This window comes from Parerythrobacter lacustris, from assembly GCF_024626475.1.
Taxonomy (GTDB): Bacteria; Pseudomonadota; Alphaproteobacteria; order Sphingomonadales; family Sphingomonadaceae; genus Parerythrobacter_A; species Parerythrobacter_A lacustris.
Window position 1 is genome coordinate 224585 of record NZ_JANKHH010000003.1, and the last position, 19442, is coordinate 244026.

Below are 19442 nucleotides of genomic sequence, written 5' to 3' on the forward strand. Positions count from 1 at the left end.
GATGACGACGGCGACTGCCGCTGGGGAAACCGGAACATTCCGCAAGCTGCTGAGCGATCGCAGGCTGATCGCCTCGGCGCTGCTGACCACGGCGGTGGCGATCTTCTTCTGGACCCAATCGCGCTATCCCGCGCTCAACGAAAAAGCCGCGATGGGCGGCGATACCAACATGAACGGGATCGCCTTCGATCAGGTGCTCGAATGGATCCCCAACAGCGGCCTGTTGTGGGACATCACCGTCAACACGGTGAACTGGATGTACACCAACTGGAAGGGAATGACCTTCGGGGTGCTGTTCGCCGCCTGCGCGCTCACCCTGCTGGGGCTGATCGAGCGGCGCGGATTCGAGAACCGCTTTGCCAATGCTGCGCTCGGAGCGGCGATCGGTACGCCGCTGGGGGTATGCGTGAACTGCGCCGCACCCATCGCGCGCGGGTTGCACAGCGCCGGGATGCGGCTGGAGACGACGCTGAGTGCACTGGTCGCCTCGCCGACACTCAACGTCATCGTCGTCAGCATGTCCTTCGCCCTGCTGCCGTTCCACATGGCCGCGCTGAAGCTGGCCGGGGCATTGGTGTTCGTGCTGCTCGGCGTGCCGCTGCTCACCCGCTGGCTCCACCCGCGCGGGCTGGACGATGCCGCGCTCACCCGGATGCAGGGCGAGGTCGACGACCGGCGCGGCTGGATTGCGCGCAAGCTAGAGGCGCTGCGACCGCTGCCGGTGCCCGCCTCCGATGTCGACAGTTGGCCCAAGGCACTGGTGTGGCTGGCGCGGACCTTCGGTCGCAACCTGCTGTTCATCGCGCTGGTGACGGTGCCGATGATGGTGCTCGCCGGGGCGCTGGGGGCGATCCTGATCACCTTCCTCGACTTCGAGGATTTCCGCCGCCTGGTCGGCATGCCCACTTCGGTCCCGATGATCCTGCTGGCGATGTGCTTCATCGCTGCGGTGGCAATCTTCTTGCCGGTGCCGATTGCATTCGACGTGATTCTCGCGGTGATCCTGATCAACGCCGGCTGGCCCACCCGCTATGTCATGCCGCTGCTGTTCGCACTGGGATGTTACAGCGTCTATTCGATGCTGATCGTCGGGCGGGCGATATCCTGGCGCATGTCGCTGGCGATGATGGCCTCCTTGGCGGCGCTCGCTGTGCTGCTTGGGGTCGGTGCCAACTGGCTCGACAAGACTATCCTCGAAGGGCGTCACAAGGATAACATCGCCTACCTCGCCAATGCGATGCCTTTCGACGGAGTGGCCGCCAAGCCAGTGACCGGATTGCTCGATGCATCGGCCATCCCAGCGGTCGATTACTATCCGGTGGAAGCGAAGATTGCACATCAAGGACCGGGGCAGGTGGCTGTCACTTCGGCCCTGCCGCAGGCCATCGCCAGCAAGGGTGCCGAAACCGGTTTCTCCCGGCTGATGGGACCCGAGATCGGGATCGATCTCCCTCCCGCGAACCGCGGGCTGGAGGTTCTTGAGCCTTACACCTTCATGTGGGGCCTCGCCGCCGGTGACACCACGGGGGACGGCTGGGTCGATATCGTCCTTGCGCGCAGTGGGTCGGTTGGCGGGCTCGCCTATTTCCGCAATATCGGCGGGACGTTCCAGCAGGTGCCGCTCGATCTCGGTCCGGTCGACAGCCAGTTTGTCGGGACGGTGATGCTTGCCAACCTCAATGACGATGATCTGCCGGACATGCTGGTCTCGACCTATCTCAACGGCTCCTACATCTTCTGGAACCGGGGCGGGGAATTCCGCTGGGAAGACCGGGTCGAGCTCGACAACGGCGATGCAGGCGTGATCGCCGCCCCCGGTTTCGGCGATCTCGACGACGATGGCGACCTCGACATTCTGGCAGCGAACTGGACGATCGGGACCACCGCCAACAACGGCAACCCTTATCTCCTCTCTTCGCGCGACCGCGTGTTCTGGAACGAGGGCGGCAAGTTCGTGGCGCAGGTCCTCAACGGCGTACCGGGTGAAAGCCTGACCTCCGCGATCGAGGATATCGACGGCAACGGCCTGCCCGACCTGTTGATCGGGGACGACGTTTCGACCGCCGACAAGATCTATCTCAATCAGGGCAACCGCAAATTCGTCCTCGCGAAAAAGTCCGACGGGATAGTACCCTACCTCACCAACACCTCGATGAGCATCGACTTCGGCGACATCGACAACGACCTGGTCGACGAGCTTTACGTCGCGCAGATTGCCTGGTCGCAGTGGCGGGTCGATTCGGTGAGGCCTGAATTGAGTTACTGCATGCAGCCGGAATACGGCATCACCAATCCGGAGCAGTGCTTCCTCAGCCTGCGCGAACGAAACCTGTCGGCGTCCGAAGCCCATTCGCGCTATTCGACCTGCGACCGGATTGCCGATCCGTCGTTTCGGCTGATCTGTGCAGCGCGAAGCCTCACCTTCCGCGCGAGCTTCTATGGCGACATTTCCGACTGCGGCCTGCTCAAGGGGATGGGCGGCAATCTCGAAGAGATGTGCCTCATTTCTGCCAAGCCCCGGTTCAAGAACGCGAAGGAAACGATCGAGCGCGAAGACTACGTCGGCGGCATCCGGCAGCGCAATATCCTGTTCAAACGCGCACAGGGCAAGGGTTTCGAAGACCGCACGATGGACTTCGGCGTTGATCGGCCCGGCTGGAGCTGGAACGCGCGGTTCGCCGATCTCGACCAGGACGGCTGGCAGGATTTGTTCGTGGCTACCGGCATGGCCTATCACCGCAACACCCAGCCCAACGCCTTTTACCGCAACCGTTCGGCACGTGGCTTCGTTCGTGCGGATGAGAAGTTCGGGCTGGCCGATCCCGTGCCGTCGACCACCTATGCGCTGGTCGATTACGACCGCGACGGCGATGTCGATGTCATCCGCGCGTCGTTGATGACCCAGCCGATCATCCATCGCAACGACGCGCCTTCGGGACGGGCCTTTTGGGTCAGGATCGAGGACGCGGTGGGCAACCGGGCCGGGGTCGGCGCGCGCATCGTCATCACTACCGACGATGGCACCAAGCGCGTGCGCGAAATCCGCCAGAGCGGCGGCTTTGCCAGCGGCCTCCACCCGCAGGCGCATTTCGGCATCGGCAAGGCGCAGAAAGTGACGAAGATCGACGTTGTCTGGCGCGATGGCAGCACATCCACGATCGCGGGCGACTTCGCACCGGATTCCGAGATCGTAATCAGGCGTTCTCTTTAGAATTGTGGCCCATCCGCCGCGCCATGAACCGGCGATAGGCGGCGTGCCAGGCGGCCAGAGCGAAGGAAAAGTCGGGGTCATCTGACATCGCCCGAAGGCTGTCGTCCATCTGCCATGGCTTCGCGCGGCCATTGAAATGCAGCACGCGGGCATCCTGCACCCCGCCGCCCGCTGCCTCGTTCAACCGGCCCAGATGACCGAGCATCAGGTTGTAGCTGGGGTCGAGAATATGAACCTCGGCACCGAACAGACGGTTGAGCACGGCCTGGTCGGTGTGGTCGCTGGCCACCGTAGACCAGCGCTCGGGCGCGAGTTCTCCAATGACACGGTCGCGCATGGCGGCTTGGCGAAGTTCCTGTGAGACCCGGACGAACCCGGCGTTGAAACTGCGGAAGGCGTCCGCATTGGCCGTTCCAGCGCCTTCGGCGAGCGTTTCGGGATCACGCCTGTTGCCCGCCAGATAAGCCCGGTCGCCGCTGGCCGCGATCGGAGCATCGAGCGAGGCAACCGTCTCGACCGATGCGCAGAACAGCACGTCGCTGTCCACGAACAGGGCAGGGCGCGCCGACACCCCGTCGAACAGGTCGAGCGAGAAGAAGCGCCGGTAGCGCGAGGCGAGCGACGGCCGAGCCGCGACCAGGTTACTGATGGCGCGGGCGAGATCGCTCGACGGAGTGCGGCAGGTGAGGCGCGGGAACTGCGCTTCCAGTTTCGCCGCGACCGGGTTCGGCAGATCGTCGTGTATGACAGCAATCGGACTGTCGAACCATGGATTGTGGTGCAGGAACGAGTCCAGCATCGTCTGGGTGCCGGTGATGAACCCGGTCGAACTGACCGTCACCAGCTCCACCGGTAGGCTGCTTGTCCGCATCGGTCAGAAGTCCAGAAACTGGACGGCGCGGCGCAGATGGCCCAGCCGTGGATCGCCGAACTGCGGCGGGTTCTTCAGGTCGGCCACGAGAGCATCCATGTCGAAATATTCCGCGCGTTTCATCGCGGATGCTCGCGCCTCGACCTCTTCGCCCAATATGCGCAAGGCTGCCGAAAGCTTGAGCGCGAGATCGCCCGTGCGCAGCGGCTCGTGCTTCGATGGATCGGTGCGGATCGATTCCGGCAGCAGCCCGCGCGTCATTTCGCGGAAAAACCAGCGTTTGACCGGACCCTTGCGGAACACTTCGGCCGGCAGCCGATAGGCGAATTCCATCAACCGCCGGTCGAGCAGGGGATAGAGGTAGTCGATACCCTTCGCGCGTCCGCTCAGTGCCCAGTCCTCGACCCGAGCCGATACCGAGCCGAGACCGTGAAGCGTTTCGACGGCTGAGTGGACCGACCGCAAGTCGACGCTGCGTTTGGGCGGGAGAGTAACCGAGGCGAGGAAATCGGCCGAGAGATAGGTGCTCGACACGGCCAATCCATCCGGCGTCGGCTGAGCGTTTAGCTGGTCCAACCCTTCACGAAAGACCCGCCCGATCGAGCGCAGGTTACGCGTCCCTGCTAGCGCGGCAAGCTTGGCGAATCGGAATTTGGAAAGATATTCGCCCTGCAACCCGCGCCCGTTGAAGCTGATCGCCTCGTCACCGCCCCAGCCCGAGAATATCGCTTCGATCCCGCGCTGAGCTGCGGCATCCTGCACCGCGTCCTCGTGGAGCAGGTTCCACTGGTTCGGCCCCTTCGCCCAGTCCTGCCGCAGGAGGTGGGCGATGCGTTCGGCATCGACGGGGGAAACGACAAAATCGATCCCGGCTAAATCGACGGCAGCCCGGATGCGGCCGCTCTCGCCGCCTTCCCCGAGACCCTGCCAGGCAAAGCCGATTGCGCTCGATCCCATGGCCGGAAGCTGCGGAACGGCGAGGGCGACAATGGCCGAGGAATCCAGCCCGCCGGAAAGATGGAACCCGATCTTCGCGTTGCTGCGCAACCGATCCTGGACGGACCGCGCGAGCAGTTCCCTGCCTTCCTCGAGCAAAGCGTCAATCGGTGGCATCCGGTCCGGCGGGCCGATCCGGGGCTTCCACCAACGATAGGTCTCGCAATTCCCGTCGCGATCGACGGTTAATCCGTGGCCGGGCGGGAGGCGGCGGATATCGCGGTAGAAGGTACTTTCAGCCGCGGCACGGTGGCCACCGAGAACTGCGGCTGCGAGGTGTGAGGGGTCAAATTCCGGGCATTCACCCTCGCCGATCAACGGCTCGATGGTGGCCGAGACCTCGAGTTGCGACTTGCGCAAGCGATAGAACAGCGGGCAGGCGCCGATATGGTCGCGCACGGCGTGGACCAGGCCTGTCGCCCTGTCATCAATGATGATCGCGAAATCGCCAAACAGGTGGTCGGCAAATTCTCTTTCCCATCTGCGCCATGCTGCGCCGATCAACTCGGCATCGGTGCAATCGTTTGCCAGCGAAAGCATTGAGCAGGATGCAGCCCTGTCGTCGAACCGGGCGGAATAGATTATCTGCGTCTGCCCGAAACCCGAATCCTCAATTTCGAAGCCATGGGCCACAACCGACCGGGGCGTGCAAGGCCCCGCCCCAGGAGTTTGGCTGTCACGAAAAGGCACGCAGAATCGCTAAAAGGCCGCGCCGACCAATGGGTCGGCGACGGCCATTTCAGACCTGCAATCGCAAGTCAGGACGGGTTGTAGAACGGGTCCTCGACCGTGCGGGCGACGGCACCAGCGGCAGTCCGCTTTACCGGCGTGATCGAGCGTACAGAAGGCTTCTGCCATGCGGAACGTTGCGGTGCATTGGTCTTGGTCATGGTGACGAATCAGCCCCTGTCTGAATGTTAATTGATTTCCCTTAACGGAAAAACATGTGGTGAAGCAAGAGGTAACTCCAATCGCGCAGCCCGCGTGTCACTTGCGCAACGTGGCGAGTCCAAGTTCCAGCAACGAGGCGAGAAATTCCTCAGTCTCTTCCCGGCACTGCTCGGTCTCGACATCGAACTCCTGCTCGAGTCCGGCACAGAGATCGCAGAAGGTCTTGTCCTCGCTCAGTTCGAGCCAGATCCGCGCACCGGTCTGTTCGAAATGGAAATACCGCCCGCTTTCGATGTCCATCAGCGACATGCCGTCGGCAACTTCGCTGTATAGCACATCCTCGTTGCGCAGTACGACGGCTTCGGGGGCAATGCTGGTCTCGCTCATGCTGCCGCTCAACCACCAGACGCATCGGTTCGCAAGCCCCAATTCACGCTGCGTACCCCAGCCGCTCCATGACGGCACAATGATCTGCGTGGATTCTTGAAGCCTGCAGCGCTGTCAGTTCGCGGATGCCTTGCCCGCCAGCTCCTGCGCGAAAGAAGCTGCGCGTTTGCGACGGTTTCTCGGCGAAACCGCCCTGCGCTTCGGCGGCAGAAAGTCGCGCGAAGCTGCAAGCTTCAACCGCGCGCTGCACAGTGTCATCGCCCAGATCGATGCCGGAGAATTCGAGCACCCGGATCAGGGCCGCCTTAGTGTCTGCCAACATATCCTCGTAACGCACCAGGCATACCGGCATGGCGCTCTGGTCGAGCCATGAGGCGATATTGCCCGACCAGTCCGCGATGCGCTGGGGCAGCGCCTTGCTGATCCTGTCGTCCCATGCGTCCTGACGGGCTTCGCTGTCCGCCATCCGCGCGATGATCGCATCGGCTGACTTGCCTTCGTGGTGGGCATAGGAGCCGACGATATCGAGCGGGTTGCGCACGACCACGATCGCGCCTGCGCTGGCCGATCGAGGGAACAGGTCGATCCCGTCCGGGGTGGACCGGAACGCACTGTGTGTCTTGATAAACACCGGTCCCTGCTGATCGTGGGCGAAGGCGCGGTGGTAATCCGACTGATACGCCAACAGCTCGTCGAGTGAGTGGTGCGCCGAATCGATTGCTGCATGTTCATCGAGCTGCGCGCGCTCGAACACCACCGCTGTGCCTACAAGCTGGTTGAGATCGACCGGCTCTTCTGGACACAGGCAAGCAGTCAGCAACGCGCGCAGCCACGTACTGCCGGATTTCGGGTAGGATGCGAGCCAGACGATCGACCGACCGGGTTCGTACTCCGCTTGCGGCGTCATGCCGTGGCCCGGACCATATCCTCGCTCGCCGCTATGCCGGCGAGGATCGTCTTGGCGAGATCGACCGGCTCCACCCAGCCGCTCGGCCGGGCGAGCTCGAACAAGGGTACCTTGCGCACGATGGCGACCGCGCTATCGAAGCCCCAGCGGCGCAAGTGCATACCGTCGAGGAAGTTCTTGCGATGCACGAACCGCGATACGCATTCCGTTCGCTGCGCCAGTTCGATCGGATGGAACCGTGGCTCTGACGCGTTGGTCGCCTTGAGATAGACGATCGCCCGGATCGGCTCCGCTTCGGGATGGAACCCGTCGACCGCACGATAGAATTTGGCGAGATCGGTCCGCACGCGTGGCAGGCCGGCGGTTCCGTGACCCAGCTTTTCGAGCGAATCCTGCCACAGGCGTGTTGCCGGAAAGGCTGGGATTGCCATCGGTTGTCCGCTCTCGCCAAATACGATGCCGGTCACATCGTCCGCCATCATCGGCAGGCCGAGTGCCATCAGGCCCCCCAGCGTGGTCGACTTCCCCGCTCCGGAGACGCCCATCACCAGCACCGCGCCTTGGTCGGTGCGGACAGAGCAGGAATGCAGCGGCAGAATGCGCCGCTGCATCAGCAGTGCGGCCATGCAGGTGCCGAGAAGGATGGAGACGACCTGGCTGTCGTCGGCATGGTCGAACCGGTGGTAGGTGATGCGGTTGCCGCCCGAGACGAGGAAGCGTCCGGTTTCATGGAAGGTGGCGATGAACCGATCGGGCTCTGCCTCCCAGTTGCGAAACTGGGTGCGTAAACCTTCGGTCCCGGGAACCGGACCTGCGGCAATGGTGACATCGGGCTCGCCCGCTTCGGCCCGGGGCAAGACGGGTAGCGGCAGGTCCGATGCGACGATGAAGCCGTAGACCCTATAGTTCGGCACGGTTTTCGCCTTCTGCCGCAACTGCGGGATAGTCCCCTTCGAACACTTCGAAGATGAAGTGGATCCGATCCTTGCGGCCGAGGTTTTCGCCGCCATGGCTGACGATGTTGTTGACCTCGCAGGCGATGCCCGGTTCGAGATGCACCTTCTCATCGCGAACGAAGAAGACGGCCTGCGGGTTGGTCACCAGTGGGACATGGATCTTGTGGGTGACGAGGTTCGAACCCGCACCGTCATAATGTGGATCGATCCGATGCCCGGCGAGCAATTTGGCGAGCATGGCCTTGGGAAACACGGGTTTGCGGAAACCATAGGGCGCGATCGCTGCTTCCATCACCGGCTGGAGCAACGGTTGCCAGACATCCCATGCCGGGGTGGAATAGGAATTTTCAGGGTTCCGATTGTTTTCGATAAAGCGGAAGATGATGTGCTGCGTGTGATGGAACACCGCAAAGTCGTTTTCCTTCAGCGCATCTTCCCCAGCCCAGGTCGCGGGGGAGATGCGTTCGACCATTGCGGTCAGCCGTGCGCAGTCGACCGGGCCGAGGGCGCGCACCGTGTGCGGTTTTGCTACCTTGGGCGGCATGCCCCCTATCTCCCTGAATTCGCGCCTTGGCGGACTAGCATTGCGACTGTCGAGGTCAAACCATTAGCGCGTAGCCGAAGCTTGTCAGGGCGGCTTTGCTATGCGCGAACACGGTGTTGGCGCGCTCGATTTCAGCAGGATCGAGCCGGGCGATCTGCTCCTCGTTCATGTTGCGCAGGGGCTCGTCATACGTCCCCTTGATCGCAAGGCGTTGCGTGAGATCGAGATCGTCGAGTTCTGGCACGAGGCGTCGGATCGCCGCTGCCTTGCCGCGCGGGTCGGCGCAGAGGTCTTCGTAGGTGAAGGCAATCGAACAATCGCCGAAATGGTCGATATTGCGCATTTGCTGCTCGAAACAGGCGACGATATGCCGCGCGCCGGCTTCCGCCAGATTGAGCGTGCGCGCACTGGCATCGGTCCGCTGCCAGCGGCGCAGGATGCCTTCGAGCGTGGCGTAGGGATTGCGCACCATGATTATAAAACGCGTGTTGGCAAACGCATCGCGCAACTGGTCAGCGATCAGGAGGAACGGGGGTGCCTTGGTGTGAAGCACCGGTGCTTCGGTACGCGCGGCGGTCGCATGGAAATACCACGCCTTGCGGGTGCGATCCCAATCGTAATCCGGGCTGTCGCGGAAATGGGCCAGCCGCTGCGCGTCCGCCGCCCACACCAGCGGCCAGGGCGAGTTGAGGGTTTGCGGCCCGGCGAAGCCGAGCACATGCTGCCCTTCGCGCTCGAGGCTCCAGACATGGCGCGATTGCGCGATGGCGCGCGACAGATAGGTCGACCCGCTGTTGTTGGGGCAGAGAATGAACAAATGGGTCGTGACAGCCGCAGCGACCCGTTCGATCTTGTGTTTGCTCATGGGTTTATGATCGATCCTTGCGATGCGACCCCTTGCCAGACTGCGGCAAAGGCAACAAGCAGACCGGATGGAGGCGACGGGCGACACCATTGGCGGAATCGCCGACAGGGAGCTGGATTTGCTGGCCTGCGCCATTGCGCAGTCGCCCGCAATGGATTGCGCGCGTCCGGCGCGGACCGGAGGTATCGACTGGGCCCGGTTCGAGGCCCTTGTCGATCGCCACCGGGTCGGAGCTCTGGCTCTGGCGGGCGCTGCGCGGATCGGCATGCCTGCAGATGTCGCGGCGAGACTGGCAGGGGAAGAAGAGCGCAATGCCAGCAACTACCTGCGTTCGATCGCGCTCCTGCGAAAGCTGTCGGACCATTTCGCTCGGGCCGGGATAGAGTGGGTGCTGCTCAAGGGGATTGCGGTCGCGGAGGCGGCGTACGAGCGACCCGCGCTGCGCGAGATGATCGATATCGACCTGATGGTCGACGCGGTCCGGATCGAGGAAGCCGAGGGTATCATTCTCGAAAAAGGATTTACCCGGATTCATCCACGCTTCGCGTTGGACGATGCGAAGCGCGCGAACTTTGCCAAGCTCCATTCGGCTTATTCCTATTTCCGGCGCGCCGACGGGGCGCAGCTCGATCTCCACTGGCGCACCAGCCAGAACCCCTATTTCGTGCCGCAGATCGACGCGCATTGGCGTGAGTGGTCTGGTACCACGGTGGTTTCGGGTTTCCCGACGCTCAGGCCCGATGTGCACCTTGCCTATGTTCTGGCGCATGGTGCCAAGCACGGATGGGTGAGGCTCAAATGGCTGGCCGATGTCGAGCGCATGGTTGCGATGCTCGACGATGCAGGGGTTGCTCTGCTGACGGCGACACTGAGAGAACACGGCTTGGAAACGGTTGCCGGGTCTGCCTTCGCGCTGTGCCACACGCTGTTTCGCAGCCGATTGCCCGAGGCGCTGGCGGACCTGACCAGCTCCGCTCGGGCCGCGCAATTGCACGATCATGCGCTTGAGCTGATCGCTGCCGATCTGCCGATGGGTGGCGCGGGGATCGGAAAACCGGGCTACCTGTGGAGGCGGATGCGGCACTCACTCGGGTTGGTACGGCGGCGCGGGTACCGCCGCAGGGCGCTGCTGCTCGAAGTGGTCCGGTCGCATGATCTGGAGCATGTCCCGCTCCCCAAGGGCTGGATCGTTCCGATGGCGATCATATCCCCCGTGCTTGCCGTGGGGCGCGCAATTTCTGGGAAGCAGTAACAACCTCGCGATTCATTGCGAAAAGAGCACAGAGCGCCTAGACGCGGCGCTAGTTTCACAGCGGGTCCCAAGGTGTTCCTAATCAGATTGTCACAGACCTGGCTGGCGTTGCTTCTGGCGTTGGCGTTTGCGCTGGTTATCCCGCCGGCGCAGGCCCAACTCGTTGCAAGTGGAGGGAACGAGCCGAACATCAAGGCCGAACTGCTCGCCGCGAGCGCGGCCGAGCCGGGCGAGGAGCTGCTGCTCGCAATCCGCTTCGAGCCGGGACCCGGCTGGCACGGCTATTGGAAGAACCCGGGCGACGCGGGCTTCGGGATGGAGCTCGACTGGGATCTGCCCGTAGGGTGGGTGGCAGGGGAGCCGCAGTATCCGGTGCCGCAGAGGCTGCTGCTCTCGGGCCTGATGAACCATGTCTACAAGGGCGGCTATACCGTCCTCGTCCCGGTGCGTTTGCCATCTACGGCATCGACCACCGGTATCGTACGGATCGGGTTGCACGCCGAATGGCTCGCCTGCACCGACGAGATATGCGTTCCGGAGGAAGACGATCTTGCGCTCGCACTCCCCATGGGCGCGCCCGATTTCGCCGACCGGCGAAGCGCCGAGTGGCGGAGCAGGATCGCGCCGCTGATCGAGAGCAAGGCGACCTTCGAGGTCTCGGGAGAGGTGTTGCGGGTGGCTATTCCGATACCCGCCACGCTCGAACTCGATACCCTGCATTTCTTTGTAGGGGTGCGCGAACTCGGGAATGGCCTTCAACCAGCCTATGCAGCACCGCAGCGGTTCAGTCGCAAGGGGGACATGCTGGTCGCCGAGGTGCCGCTCGACCGGCTCGTACTTCCCCCGGGATCGCGAATGAAGCTCGCCCCGATGCCGAGCGAGATAGACGGCATAATCGCCTGGAAGGACACCGAAGGTCTGCGCTTCGTCGCCGAACGGGGCGCCGTTCCGATGGGCGGCACCCTGCTTGAAGGGAGCGGGGCCACTCTGCCCCAGATGTGGGTGTTGCTGGCAGGAGCGCTGTTGGGAGGCCTGCTCCTCAACATCATGCCCTGCGTCTTTCCGATCCTCTCGCTCAAGGCGCTGAGCCTTGCGCGGGCAGGGGAGAGCGAAGCACAGGCGCGGCGCGAGGGCTTGGCCTACACCGCAGGGGTGATGCTTGCCTGTATCGCGCTCGGAGCGGCGATGCTGGCGCTGCGCGCAGCGGGCGAGCAGGTCGGTTGGGCGTTCCAGCTGCAGGAACCCGGCGTTGTCGTCGCTCTGCTGGTGCTGGCCGTGGCGATAACTGCCAATCTTGCCGGAGTGTTCGAATTGCCGGGCATTTCGCTGACTCGTAGCGGCGAACCGGCGAGCGCTTTTGCCACCGGTTTGCTGGCGGCGGTGGTGGCGACGCCGTGCACCGGGCCGTTCATGGCTGCCGCGCTGGGGGCTGCGCTCCTCCTGCCGACGGTCGAGGCGATCGCGCTCTTCGCCGCGCTCGGGCTGGGTCTCGCCTTGCCGTTCCTCGTGATCGGTTTCGTGCCTGCGCTGCGACGCTTGCTGCCAAAGCCTGGTGCATGGATGGAACGGTTTCGCAGGTTGATGGCGGTGCCGATGGGGCTGACCGCGCTCGCCCTGGTCTGGCTGGCAGCGAGGTTGGGTGGCAAGGAGTTCGCTCTGCTTGCCCTCGCTATGATTTCCGGGCTGGTTCTGGCGCTGGCGGTGGTCGGCCGGTTGCAGAGAAGTCGCAAGCTCGCTTGGCCCGCTTTCGGGTTGATTTTCGCCCCGTTTGCGATCTTTGGCGCGTTCGCGTTACCGGCCAGCTATGCGTTGGCGCCGCCGGTGGAAGCGGAATCGATGCTCGATCCGGTGCAATATTCTGCAACGGCGCTCGCCGAAGCGCGCGCCAGCGGGAAGCCCGTCTTCATCTGGTTCACCGCCGACTGGTGCGTGACATGCAAGATCAACGAACGCGTCGCGATCGAGCGCGATGCCACGAAGCTGGCGTTCGATCGGGCCGGCGTGATCGCGATGCGGGGGGACTGGACGCGCCGCGACGCGGCAATCTCTGTCTATCTGGCGGAGCAAGGCGCGGCAGGCGTGCCGCTCTATGTCTGGTATGCGCCCGGCGGAGAGGCGGAAATCCTGCCGCAGGTGCTTACGCCGGAGAGCCTGATCGATCTGGCTCGCCGCGACAGCGCTCGACCAGCCGGCCCGGGAGCGGGCTCGGATTGAGGACCAGCTTGCCGGCCCCCGGCAGGGTAAGGTCGATGGCACGCTGGCCGGTGAACACGTCGAGGTCGGGCAGCTCCGCCGGATAGCGCGCTTCCCACAGCCAGCCGCGCCCGTTCCATACGGACGCGATAGGCAGCCGCGCGCGATGCCCGTTGCCGATCAGCGCCATGATCGCCCCTGCTTCGGGGTCGGCCTCGACAAAGCGGGTTATCGTTACGTTGCTGCGCCCTCTCTCGCCCAAGCAGACAAGCACCAAAAGCGGAGGCCTGCCCGGACTTCCATAAAGAAGCCTGTTTGCCGTCTTTCCCGGGCTCCAGATCGCCGTGGTGGTGTCGGGCGAGTCGATGGGGACCGATGGCGCCTCGCGGTGCGGAATATCGGGCGCGCGTTCCGAGTAATTCTCGCTTGCCGGGGGTTGGCAGGCGGCAAGCGAGAGACCTGCGCCCAGCATTGCGATCCGGAAATCAACGGACTTCATGCGGCCCCATATTCCCCGACCGGCCTTGCTGTCCACGCGAGCGGTAACTTAGCTGCGGAGTAATTGCGCTATCTCGCGGGTCTGCGGAATTTGTACACAAAGCGGTCGGTCTTGCCCCGGATCGCCGGGTCGAACACATTGACCGAGTAATCGTCCTCCGGATTGCGCAGAATGTCGGTTTCGCCGACGAACTCGAAACCGGCGCGCTCGAAGTCCGCCCGGACGACCGATGGATCGATCCGATGCGTTGCATCGACCAGGGCGCGTGTATCCGTCCCTTCGCCGGCGTGGTCGATCACGCCGACCACCGCGCCTGGCCGCATCGCCGCATAGAGTGCGGCAAGATAGGCGTCAGGGTCGGTCAATGGAATCTTGTACCTTTCGGATGTCCAGTAGAGATCGTGGTAGCTCAGGTTGATGAGCGCGAAATCGAGCGATCCCGCCGGTGGTGCGAAAGCATCGAAGGGATAGCGAATCTCGGTGACGTTAGGTGAGCGCGCTTCGAGCGCAGCCCACGCCGTCTTGCTCTGCTCGTCGGTGTAAAACTGTTCGGGCTGGTATGCGATCACCGCGCCCTGCTCACCGACGACCGCGTCCATGATCTCGGCCCAATAGCCTTCACCGGTCAGCAGATCTGCGGCTGTCATCCCCGGCTTGAGCCCGAAGAAGGCGAGGACCTCGGCCGGCTTTCGTCCTTCGTCGAGCTCGCGCGCCGCTGCCGGTCGGTCGGGCGCTGCGACGGCCGCGGCATAAACCGCATTGTGGGCGGTATGGTCATCTGCGGACACGCCAGTCGCAGTGCCGAGGGCAAGCGCGAGCGCAAGTGTCAGGTGGTGGCGACGCATGGCATTTCTCCCCGTTGATTGCGAGGCAGGGTGCCCATGATACCTGATCGATCAAGCGTCGTCGGACGAACGCCTTGCTTGTTCGATGGACAGATTTCTCAGCGCGAGCGGATGAAGGCCCGGATATCGCGTGATAGCTTTGCCCGGTCCTCGTCGCGAACGTACATCATGTGGCCCGCGTCGTAGTAGTGATACTCCACCCGGTCCTGCGGGATGCCGGTGCGCTTGAGCGAATACTCCGCCCCGAAGAAGGGCGTGGCGAAGTCGTAGTAGCCTTGCGCAACGAAGGTCCTGAGGCCCGAATTCTGCCGCATCGCATCGCCGATATAGGGCGCGACATTGAGATAGGCGCTGCGGCCCCGGCCCGAGATCGTCCACTGCCAGTTGCGCCCGGGCTCGCTGCCGATCGACTGGTACTCGCGGTCCGTCTCGAACCCCAGTGTCTCGCGCGCCCAGCTGTTGATCGCGGCGGTATAGCCGGCGTCGATCCCGTAGAAGCTGGGGTCGCCATCGGGGGTTTCGCCCGCATTGTCGAAATCGCGCCCGGTGTAGCGCGAGTCGAGCCTGCCGATGGTCAGGCCCCGGTCGCGCAGCAGCTCCTTGTAGAACCGCTGGTCGGTGACGCGCAGATCGGCCTGGTCGAGATAGGTCTCGGACAGCCCAGTCAGGCGGGAGAGTTCGGCTCGAACGGCGGCGCGCTCGTCGGCTGGGAGGTCCTGTCCCTTGAGCAGAGCCGTGGCGAAGGGGCCGATCGCGAATTGCCGCGCTTCCTCGACGATCGCCTCGACCGAGGGTGCATCGACCTTGCCGTGATAATAGGCGGCGGCGGCCATATTGGGCAGGGTGACGATATAGGCCATCTCGTTGCCCGGCGTCGGCTCGCGTCCGGCGAAATCGAGGATGGTCGAGATCAGCACCAGCCCGTTGAGCCCGACGTCGTTGTAGGTCTCCCCCTCCAGCTCGCGCGCAACCATCGCGGTGCGGGTGGTGCCGTAACTCTCCCCGCCGAGATATTTCGGGCTGTTCCACCGCCCGTTGTCGTTGAGCCAGCGTCGGATGATGGTCGCAACTGCGCGCGCATCCTGTTCGAGCCCGTAATACTTCTTCGGATCGGTGCCTTCGGTCAGATAGCTGAATCCCGTGCCCGGCGGGTCGATGAAAACGAGATCGGCGACATCGAGCAGGCTGTCGGGATTGTCGAGCAGCGGGTAGGGCGGGGCTCCATCGTCCTTCGCGTCGGACGGAATCGCCACCCGCTTCGGCCCGAACGCCCCCATCTGGAGCCACACCGAGCCCGACCCCGGCCCGCCGTTGAACAGGAAGAACACGGGGCGCGAGGTATCGCGTGGTTGCTTCACGTAGCTGGTGGTGACGATGACGGCTTCGGGCTTGCCGTCATCTCCCGAGAGCAAGTTTTCCTTGATCGTCGCCCGGAAATCGACCCGCTGGCCACCGAAGGTGCCGGATAGGTCGCGGGTACGGACCTGGAGGTCGGGGCTGGCTGGCGCGGATTTTTCGGTGGAGGGCGAATCCTGGGCAAACGCCACCGGCGCAGAGATGATGGCGAGATTAGCGGTCGCAGCAAGAGCGATGGAGCGGGCAAATTTCATGGCGGCGACTATGCCGCCGTTGTGAAACGGGTCAAGCTGCGCGGGGCTGTATCCGGTCCAATTCGCCGTTCAAGGAGCGCTTGGCGATACGCAATTCTGCGCTCGTTTGCAGACGCAGGAAAAAACCCTCCGACATCCGGAAATAGCGCGACAGGCGGAGGTCGAGCTCACCGTCAACCCGCTGCTTACCGTCAATCATCTCTTGCAGGCGCGCAGGTTCGACCGCGATAGCATCAGCCAAAGTGGCGGTATCGAGCCCCAACGGCTCCATGAATTCCGAAACCAGCAGGTCACCCGCGTGGGGGATGTGAAGCCAGTCGGAATCAGTGGTAGTCGACGATTTCGACATCGTATGCGTTTCCGCCTTTCCAACGGAAACATATACGCCATTTCATGTTAATTGAAACAGAATGCTGCCCGGTCCGGTCGCGATCCAGTTCGTGGAGCCGGTTGCTTGGCGGCAGTTTGAGATCATCGAGAGTCTCAGCGGCATCGATCATCGCCAGCTTCGCCAAGGCACGCGCATGGATGTCGGACGGAAGCTTGCGGCTACGCTGCCCACTCCATAGGCGCTCGGTTTCTTTGCTGGCGAAGGATTGGATCATTGCAACTACAATGCTCCGCCATATGCCAAGATCACATTTGCAATTTTCTTCGCCTCATCAGCTGTCAGATCAAACGGCAAGTTTCCAATCTTGACGACAACATCCTCCCGGATGGGTACCGGCACTACGTTCTGAGCGATCAGCGGTGTCGCCTGGCTGATCGTTGAGGGGACTGCTGCGGTGGGAATGCGCCGCTTGACCACCAACTTCTTTTTTGGCTCTGCCTTGTCGGTTTTGCTGCGGATTGAGGTGCGGCCTGCTGGTCGAAATCCGACAGGGTCAGATTTGTAGTCACGAAAATCATCAAGCGCAGTTCTTAGGCGGCTCTTATAGGACTGCAAGCTCTCGGTTGAATACTCACCTCCATGCTTCGTTGCGAAGCGAGCGATGGCATCCTCTACATCGAGTGCGAGAACGTCGCTACCTTCGTCTTCACCAAGAGAGCTGATTACCTTGTTTGCAGCTGCCTTCCGCGAAGATGCAGTGTTGGCGGGCGCATAGCCTTTGTCTGCCATCCAGTCGATAAATTGCAGCAGGCCAGCGAGGTTCGAATCGAATGACATATGGCTCTCCTTGATGGTTTCGCCATATCCATGTCAATTTGCAATTGCAAGCCCTGTCAATGCATCTTCCGCTGCGTCCGCCCATACCGCATCTTCCGCGTCCCCGGCTTGCCCTCGTTGCTGCGTCCCACGAGCGGCGCTTTCTTCTCGCCATCCGGGATGCCGAGTTCGTCCGCTTCCAGTCGCCGGATTTCGTCCCTGAGCCGCCCGGCCTCTTCGAACTCGAGATTCGCCGCCGCATCGCGCATGCGCTTTTCGAGTTCCTCGATATAGGCGCGCAGGTTGTGGCCGACGAGGTTGTTGCGTTCGTCGTCGCCGGTATCGACTAGCACTCCGTCGCGGCTCGCGGTGTGGGCGACGATGTCGGCGATGTCGCGTTTGATCGTCTGCGGGGTGATGCCGTGTTCTTCGTTGTATTCGCGCTGCTTCTCGCGGCGGCGGTCGGTCTCGGCGATGGCGCGTTCCATGCTGCCAGTGACGCGGTCGGCGTAGAGGATCACCCGCCCGTCGATATTGCGCGCAGCGCGGCCGATGGTCTGGATCAGCGAGGTTTCCGAACGCAGGAAGCCTTCCTTGTCGGCATCGAGGATCGCCACCAGCCCGCATTCGGGAATGTCGAGCCCTTCGCGCAGCAGGTTGATCCCGATCAGAACGTCATAGACACCCAGCCTGAGATCTCGGATCAGCTCGATGCGTTCGAGCGTTTCGACGTCGGAGTGCATATAGCGCACCCGCACCCCTGCCTCGTGCATGAACTCGGTCAGGTCCTCCGCCATGCGCTTGGTCAGCGTGGTGACGAGCGTGCGATATCCCTGCTTGGCGGTGGCGAGGCATTCCTGGATGCAATCCTGCACCTGATCCTCGACCGGACGGATTTCGACCGGCGGGTCGATCAGTCCGGTGGGGCGGATCACCTGTTCGGCGAACACGCCGCCGGTCTGCTCCATCTCCCAGTTACCCGGGGTCGCGCTGACGGCAACGGTCTGCGGCCGCATCGCGTCCCATTCGTTGAAGCGCAGCGGGCGGTTGTCGATGCAGCTCGGCAGGCGGAAGCCGTATTCGGCGAGCGTGATCTTGCGGCGGTGGTCGCCCTTGGACATGGCCCCGATCTGCGGCACCGTCTGGTGGCTTTCGTCGACGAACAGCAGCGCGTTTTCGGGGAGATACTCGAACAGCGTCGGCGGCGGTTCGCCCGGCAGGCGCCCGGTGAGGAAGCGGCTGTAGTTCTCGATCCCCGCGCATGATCCGGTCGCGGCGATCATTTCCAGGTCGAAATTGGTCCGCTGCTCCAGCCGCTGGGCTTCGAGCAGGCGGCCCTCGGCGTTCAGTTCTTTCAGCCGCTCCTGCAGCTCGAATTTTATCGCTTCGCTGGCCTGCTTCATTGTCGGGCCGGGGGTCACATAGTGGCTGTTGGCGTAGACGCGCACGGTCTCGAGGCTCGCTCCCTTCTTGCCGGTCAAAGGGTCGAATTCGGCAATGTCCTCGATCTCGTCTCCGAAAAAGCTGACCCGCCAGGCCATGTCCTCGTAGTGCGAAGGGAAGATTTCGAGATTGTCCCCCCGCACACGGAAATTGCCGCGCGCGAAGGCGGTATCGTTGCGCTTGTATTGCAGCGCCACCAATTTGCGGATGATCTCGCGCTGGTCGACGCTCGCTCCGCGCTTTAGATCGAAGATCATCGCCGAATAGGTCTCGACCGAGCCGATGCCGTAGAGGCAGGAGACCGAAGCGACGATGATCACGTCGTCGCGTTCGAGCAATGCGCGGGTGGCCGAGTGGCGCATCCGGTCGATCGCCTCGTTCACCGAGCTTTCCTTCTCGATGTAGGTGTCCGACCGGGGGACGTAAGCCTCGGGCTGATAATAGTCGTAATAGCTGACGAAATACTCGACCGCGTTGTGGGGGAAGAAGCTCTTGAACTCGCCATAGAGCTGCGCGGCGAGGATCTTGTTCGGGGCGAGGATCAGCGCGGGGCGCTGCAATTCCTCGATCACCTTTGCCATGGTGAAGGTTTTGCCGCTGCCGGTCACGCCGAGCAGCGTCTGCGTTTGCTCGCTGTCTTTCATACCCGCTACCAGCTCCGCGATTGCGGTCGGCTGGTCGCCGGCCGGCTGGTAGTCGGAGACCAGTTCGAACCGCTTGCCCGGCATCGATTTATCGGGGCGGGCGGGCCTGTGAGGGACGAAATCGGCCCCGGTTTCAGGTTCTTCGAGTCCGCGACGGATAACGAGTTCGGCCATGCGGAGC

At 63.1% G+C, this 19442-nt stretch carries 18 protein-coding genes; 3 read left to right on the forward strand and 15 right to left on the reverse strand.

Going from position 1 to position 19442, the window contains the following annotated elements; genetic code table 11:
- Position 1 precedes the first annotated feature (1 nt).
- The gene (locus tag NSO95_RS04490) at positions 2 to 3211 is read left to right on the forward strand and encodes an FG-GAP-like repeat-containing protein (protein WP_257594959.1); all 3210 of its coding nucleotides are present in this window, start codon (positions 2 to 4) and stop codon (positions 3209 to 3211) included.
- Here the strand turns inward: NSO95_RS04490 and NSO95_RS04495 are convergent.
- From NSO95_RS04495 to NSO95_RS04530, 8 genes are all read right to left on the reverse strand, one after another.
- Positions 3195 to 4082, reverse strand: coding sequence for a glycosyltransferase (locus NSO95_RS04495; protein WP_257594960.1), 888 nt, complete (start codon positions 4080 to 4082; stop codon positions 3195 to 3197). The genes NSO95_RS04490 and NSO95_RS04495 overlap by 17 nt on opposite strands.
- A 3-nt stretch (positions 4083 to 4085) precedes the next feature.
- The gene (locus tag NSO95_RS04500) at positions 4086 to 5618 is read right to left on the reverse strand and encodes an asparagine synthase-related protein (RefSeq protein ID WP_257594961.1); all 1533 of its coding nucleotides are present in this window, start codon (positions 5616 to 5618) and stop codon (positions 4086 to 4088) included.
- Positions 5619 to 5836: 218 nt separating this feature from the next.
- Positions 5837 to 5968 carry a hypothetical protein gene (locus NSO95_RS04505; RefSeq protein WP_257594962.1) on the reverse strand — a complete coding sequence of 44 codons (132 nt, stop codon included), beginning with the start codon at positions 5966 to 5968 and terminating at the stop codon, positions 5837 to 5839.
- A 97-nt stretch (positions 5969 to 6065) separates the two neighbouring features.
- A complete protein-coding gene (locus NSO95_RS04510) occupies positions 6066 to 6356 on the reverse strand; it encodes a PqqD family protein (RefSeq protein ID WP_257594963.1) in 291 nt (96 codons plus the stop codon).
- Positions 6357 to 6399: 43 nt separating this feature from the next.
- The gene (locus tag NSO95_RS04515) at positions 6400 to 7263 is read right to left on the reverse strand and encodes a sulfotransferase domain-containing protein (protein ID WP_257594964.1); all 864 of its coding nucleotides are present in this window, start codon (positions 7261 to 7263) and stop codon (positions 6400 to 6402) included.
- Positions 7260 to 8177: a hypothetical protein gene (locus NSO95_RS04520; RefSeq protein WP_257594965.1), complete on the reverse strand. Its 918-nt coding sequence runs from the start codon at positions 8175 to 8177 to the stop codon at positions 7260 to 7262. The genes NSO95_RS04515 and NSO95_RS04520 overlap by 4 nt, the downstream gene beginning before the upstream one ends.
- Positions 8164 to 8763, reverse strand: coding sequence for an aspartyl/asparaginyl beta-hydroxylase domain-containing protein (locus NSO95_RS04525; protein WP_257594966.1), 600 nt, complete (start codon positions 8761 to 8763; stop codon positions 8164 to 8166). Before NSO95_RS04525 ends, NSO95_RS04520 begins: the two co-directional genes overlap by 14 nt.
- Positions 8764 to 8818: 55 nt before the next feature.
- Positions 8819 to 9628, reverse strand: a complete 810-nt coding sequence (locus NSO95_RS04530; RefSeq protein WP_257594967.1) for a sulfotransferase — start codon at positions 9626 to 9628, stop codon at positions 8819 to 8821.
- 67 nt (positions 9629 to 9695) lie between these two features.
- On the opposite strand from NSO95_RS04530, the gene NSO95_RS04535 reads away from it, so the two are divergent.
- Both NSO95_RS04535 and NSO95_RS04540 read left to right on the forward strand, forming a co-directional pair.
- Complete coding sequence (locus tag NSO95_RS04535; protein WP_257594968.1) at positions 9696 to 10880, forward strand: nucleotidyltransferase domain-containing protein; 1185 nt, start codon at positions 9696 to 9698, stop codon at positions 10878 to 10880.
- An 87-nt stretch (positions 10881 to 10967) separates the two neighbouring features.
- Positions 10968 to 13094 (forward strand): protein-disulfide reductase DsbD family protein, encoded by a 2127-nt coding sequence (locus tag NSO95_RS04540; protein ID WP_257594969.1) that lies wholly within the window; start codon positions 10968 to 10970, stop codon positions 13092 to 13094.
- Here the strand turns inward: NSO95_RS04540 and NSO95_RS04545 are convergent.
- From NSO95_RS04545 to uvrB, 7 genes are all read right to left on the reverse strand, one after another.
- Positions 13018 to 13572 (reverse strand): hypothetical protein, encoded by a 555-nt coding sequence (locus NSO95_RS04545; RefSeq protein WP_257594970.1) that lies wholly within the window; start codon positions 13570 to 13572, stop codon positions 13018 to 13020. The two genes, NSO95_RS04540 and NSO95_RS04545, sit on opposite strands and share 77 nt — an antisense overlap.
- Before the next feature lie 68 nt (positions 13573 to 13640).
- Positions 13641 to 14417, reverse strand: coding sequence for a class I SAM-dependent methyltransferase (locus NSO95_RS04550; RefSeq protein WP_257594971.1), 777 nt, complete (start codon positions 14415 to 14417; stop codon positions 13641 to 13643).
- Positions 14418 to 14515: 98 nt separating this feature from the next.
- Positions 14516 to 16027 carry a S10 family peptidase gene (locus tag NSO95_RS04555; protein WP_257594972.1) on the reverse strand — a complete coding sequence of 504 codons (1512 nt, stop codon included), beginning with the start codon at positions 16025 to 16027 and terminating at the stop codon, positions 14516 to 14518.
- A 31-nt stretch (positions 16028 to 16058) separates the two neighbouring features.
- Positions 16059 to 16376: a HigA family addiction module antitoxin gene (locus tag NSO95_RS04560; RefSeq protein WP_257594973.1), complete on the reverse strand. Its 318-nt coding sequence runs from the start codon at positions 16374 to 16376 to the stop codon at positions 16059 to 16061.
- Entirely contained in the window at positions 16351 to 16632 is a 282-nt protein-coding gene (locus NSO95_RS04565) for a type II toxin-antitoxin system RelE/ParE family toxin (RefSeq protein ID WP_257594974.1), read from the reverse strand. The genes NSO95_RS04560 and NSO95_RS04565 overlap by 26 nt, the downstream gene beginning before the upstream one ends.
- A gap of 5 nt (positions 16633 to 16637) precedes the next feature.
- Positions 16638 to 17195 (reverse strand): hypothetical protein, encoded by a 558-nt coding sequence (locus NSO95_RS04570; protein ID WP_257594975.1) that lies wholly within the window; start codon positions 17193 to 17195, stop codon positions 16638 to 16640.
- 56 nt (positions 17196 to 17251) lie between these two features.
- Complete coding sequence (gene uvrB, locus NSO95_RS04575) at positions 17252 to 19435, reverse strand: excinuclease ABC subunit UvrB (protein ID WP_257594976.1); 2184 nt, start codon at positions 19433 to 19435, stop codon at positions 17252 to 17254.
- Positions 19436 to 19442 lie beyond the last annotated feature (7 nt).